General features: G+C 65.2%; 4 protein-coding genes. All 4 read right to left on the bottom strand.

The window, feature by feature from the left end; genetic code table 11:
- Nucleotides 1–384 (bottom strand): exopolysaccharide Pel transporter PelG (gene pelG, locus HV796_RS40515; RefSeq protein ID WP_175233316.1); only part of this gene is annotated, 384 nt, incomplete at its 3' end.
- Entirely contained in the window at nt 384–2063 is a 1680-nt protein-coding gene (gene pelF, locus HV796_RS40510; protein WP_175233315.1) for a GT4 family glycosyltransferase PelF, read from the bottom strand. The genes pelG and pelF, both read right to left, overlap by 1 nt.
- A complete protein-coding gene (locus tag HV796_RS40505) occupies nt 2060–3073 on the bottom strand; it encodes a tetratricopeptide repeat protein (protein WP_175233317.1) in 1014 nt (337 codons plus the stop codon). The genes pelF and HV796_RS40505 overlap by 4 nt, the downstream gene beginning before the upstream one ends.
- Nucleotides 3074–3095: 22 nt before the next feature.
- The coding region (locus HV796_RS40500; RefSeq protein ID WP_175233314.1) for a PelD GGDEF domain-containing protein at nt 3096–4254 on the bottom strand (1159 nt) is incomplete at its 5' end.

The raw sequence follows: 4254 nt of genomic DNA, 5'->3' as shown, positions 1-4254 counted from the left end.
GCCGAACCCGAGCCACACCGCGAGGAAACCAAGCAAGCCGGATGCGGCCGTCGAGATCAGCACGACACCGTTGTAGTTCGACAGCACGAGGTCGTCGCGCTTTTCGAACAGGCGATCCGAGATAAAGCGGGTGAATGACAGTTGCAGCGGACCGGTCAGAATCAGGCTGCACGCGATCAGGTACGTGACCGACACCTGAAACTGAACGATCGCATACCGCGGAATCGTGAGGCCGAGGCTCATCACGCCGATCACCAGAATGCCGAAGATCGACAGGATCAGCGGGCCGGAGCTGATCAGCCCCGCGTAAGCATAAGCGCGCATCACCCCGCTCAGCGTGTCGCGCTTGAGGATCTTGCGTAGCTCGAAACCGATGCCTGCCATCAGCGATTCTCCCGCGCGTCGCGTTGCGTCGATCCGGCTGCCGCGTTCGCTGTTCCGGCATGCACCGGACAGCCGATGGCGCCGCCTGCCGCATGCGCCACACCAGCGTGTGCGGGTCGCGTCGGCACGGCCGCCAGCCGTTCGTACAACTCGCGATATTGATCGATCATCTGGGCCTTCGTATAGAACCGGCGTACACGCGCGAGGCCCGCCGCCTGCGCGGCGCGCCAGCGCGGCGCGTCGCCGAGCAGGTCGAGCACCGCCTGTGCAAATGCGGCCGGGTTCGCAATCGGCACGACGAGACCGGCGGCGCCGAGCGCGCGGTCTGCGTCGCCGTACCCTTCGATCAGTTGCCGGCACGAGCCGACGTCGGTCGTGATCGACGGCACACCGGCCGCGAAGCCCTCAAGCACGACAAGCGGCAGCGCCTCGCTGATCGACGTCAGCGCGAGCGCATCGACTTGCGGCAGGATCGCGTCGATACGCTGAAAACCGAGAAACTTCACGTGGTTCGCGAGACCGAGGCTTTGTGCGAGCGCACGGCACTCCTGCGCGTAAGCCGGGTCCTCTTCTTCGGGTCCGACAATCCAGCCTTCGATATCCGGCATCGTGCGCGACACGATAAACATCGCGCGGATAAAAGTCTTGATGTCCTTGATCGGCACGACACGGCCGATCAGGGCCACGACCTTGCCGCGTGCCATGCGCTCCGGCTCCGGCTCACGCGAACGCCCGGTGCGCCGGTCGACGAGCGGCGCCAGCGCATCGACGTCGACGCCGTTCGGAATATTGCGTGTGCGTGCCGGATCGGCGCCATCGGCAATCTGCCGCTGCCGGTTCGTTTCATACAACGCGACGATGTCATCGGCTGCGTCGTACGCAAGCTTGCCGAGCGCTTCGAAGAAGCGCACCCATAGCTCACGGAAATAGCTGATCTTCGCGATGTCGCGCTCGAACGCGCCACGGTTGTCGCGAATCCACTGGCTTTGCAGCAGGTCGATCTTGCGTTCCTTCGTGTAGATGCCATGCTCGGACACGAGCAGCGGCCGGCCGGTCCGATAGTGCAGCAGCGCACCGAGAAAACCCGCGTAGCCGGTCGAGACCGTGTGATACACGCGCGCCGGCGGCAATTGCGCGGCGATACGCGCAAGCTGCCACAGCGGCTTGTGCATGATCCGCACGGTCCAGAAATAGTCGGTGAACGACGGGTCCGTGCAGTGCCGATGGTATTGATCGACGATAAAGTCCCATGCCGCGCGGCTCGATGTGAACTGCGCCTCGTTCAACGGACCGTCGTCGCCGATCAGATGCACCATGTCCGCCATCAGCGCGGCGGGGTCCGCGCCGTGCCGGTTGCGCCACGCATCATGCAGCTCGGCCGATTTCGCGAACGCGTGCGCGTCGCCGGGAATTTCGCGTGCCGCCTTCGTATCGGCGGGCGCCGCTTCATACAGATAGTGCGCCTCGAAATGCACGACGTTATCGGGCAGCGTATAGGCGGCGCCGTGATAGTCCTCTTTCCGGCTGCCGATAAACGCGATCGCAAAGCGCGTGTCCGGATACGACCTGATCATCAGGTCGACCCAGCTCGACACGCCGCCGCGTACATAGGGGAACGTGCCTTCGAGCAGCAGGCAGACATCGGCATTGGCGGCGCGGCGGGAAAGTGGCGGATTCATGGTGACCAGTAACGCACAACAGGTTTGAGCATCGGCAACACGGACGCATGGCCTAGCGATGCAATCAGTTCAGCCACGCGCGGGTAATCGCGTTGCAGGTACGCGGCTTCGGCAAGCCACGGCACGAGCCGTTCATGTGGAAAGCCGAGCGCCTGCGCACGCGCCATGTAACGGGCCGCTTCGTCGGCTGCGCCGTGCGCGAGCGCGAGACGCCCGCGAATCAGCCATAGCGCGGCATCGGCGTCGTTAATCTCGAGCGCCGCGCGCGCGTAGCGGTCCGCCTGCTCCAGTGTGTGCGTGTAAACCGCCCCTTGCACGAGGTTCTGATAGATGAGCTCGAAATAAAGCTCGGCCAGTTGCCGGTTAATCGCGTGGCGTTCGCTATCGCTCTGCGCAACATCGAGTTCCTGCGCGGTCCGGAAGATCTTCTGCATCACGTCGTTTTCCGCCTGATCGAGCGTGCCGTATGCAATCAGCCGCACGTCCTCGATCGGGTCGGCCAGCAGATCGCGCAGCAGTGTGCCGGTGGTGCGGGTCGGCATGCTCTGGATCGCGACCAGCGCGGACAGCCGGTCCGACGCGTTCACCTGCGTATTGACAAGGCGCGCTTGCAGACGCGCGCCTCCACCATGCGACACGCGCGACATCAGATACGTGACGAACTCGGGCGCGCTCACCTGTTGCACGTCTTCGTCGCTGCGCTTCGCCGGAAAACAGGCGGCCCATGCGCAGCTGACGAGCGGCACGAGGCCGCCGGCCACCGGCACGAACGTGCAGAAAAGCCAGAGAAAGAGCAGCGTGAAACCGCGCGGCTCGCGATAGCGCCGCGGCAGCATCAGCCGGAACAGCACCGCTTGCAGCGCGCCGCATACGGCATTGAGCAGCATCGCGGGCAACAAGGGGCCTTGCGTCGTCGCACCTGCCGCAAGCGGCCAGATCGCGCAACCCTGCGCGAGCGCAACCGCCGCCATGGCAAGCAGCGCGCCGCAGGTTTGCGCCGCGCGCCGCATACGCGCGGACGAAGGTGACCGATTAGCCATCGATGCCGCTGCGCGTCAGCAGCCCTCGCAGTGCCGGGCCCGCCGCGCCGCTCCCCAGATGCAGCGTATGCACGCCGATACGCGCGCCTTCGAGATCGACATTGAACTGCACACGCAGGCTCGCTTCGATGCGCGCCAGATAGCCGTCCACGCCGGTCTCGTCGGTCGCCGGCATCAGGTTGATCAGCACCGACCGGCCATCGGTCCTGATCGGCCACAGCAGATCGAGCGAGCGGCGCCGGCGCATCACGTGCTCGAAGAATGAGTCGCCGGCATCGTCATGCGGAAACACCAGCGCGACCAGCGACGACGCGATGCCCGCCGAACGCACCAGCCGCGCGAGCCGGCTCATGTCGAGGGCGAAATCGTACGGGCAGTCCGGCACGACCTGCAGGATGTCGCGCACCTGTTGCGAGTGCTCGACGCCATCCGCGTAGTAACCGAGCAGCACGAGCAGCAATTGCAGATTGTCGAAATTCAGCGACAGAAACGGCATGCGCCGGATCGCGAGCAGCGCGAGCACGTTGCCGTCCGCCGCAACCAGCGGCGCGCAGACCAGCAGCGACGTTTGCGAGACCGGCCGTTCGTCGCTGCGCAGATGCGCAACACTCTTTGTATCGAGTGCGCGCGCAACGAGTTCATCGTGCGGGTCGAGCTCGAACGCATCGCCCAGACGCGCCAGCGCGGCCGTGCCCGCCTTGCCGTCGCGCACCGGATACAACGCGGCCACCTCGATCTGACAGGCCTGCGCCACGAATTCGAGCAATTCCCGGGTGCCCGGGATCTCGCCCGCCGCGCGCGTGCGCGGCAGCGTTTGCGGTAATTCGAGTCCGTGTGCGACCGACAGCCGGCGCAACTCGGTAATCGAGTCGCGCAGCGTGGTCGGCTTCGACAACAGGTCTTTTTCGAGCCGTTCGTGCGACAGACGCATCAGGTAGTGGCTGTTCGTCATCGCGACGAGCCGGTCGTTCAGGTAGCCGTTCAACGCGTCCGCACGTTGCGCGCGGGCGCCCCAGATGTCGCCGAAATGGCCGGCGATAATCGTCTGCAGCAGACCGCCCGTGAAAAACATTGTCGGCCACGCGTCGTCGCCGCCGTGCGTATGGACGAGCCATGCGCCGACCAGCAGCGCACCCGCATAAAGACCGAGC

Origin of the sequence: Paraburkholderia humisilvae (genome assembly GCF_902859855.1) — a bacterium.
Taxonomy (GTDB): Bacteria; Pseudomonadota; Gammaproteobacteria; order Burkholderiales; family Burkholderiaceae; genus Paraburkholderia; species Paraburkholderia humisilvae.
This window is presented reverse-complemented; position numbering and strand designations above follow the sequence as displayed.

What these genes read in the sequence shown, in the direction of transcription:
- pelF (WP_175233315.1), bottom strand. Translation starts at nt 2,063, where the DNA reads ATGAATCCGCCACTTTCCCGCCGCGCCGCCAATGCCGATGTCTGCCTG.
- HV796_RS40505 (WP_175233317.1), bottom strand. Translation starts at nt 3,073, where the DNA reads ATGCGGCGCGCGGCGCAAACCTGCGGCGCGCTGCTTGCCATGGCGGCG.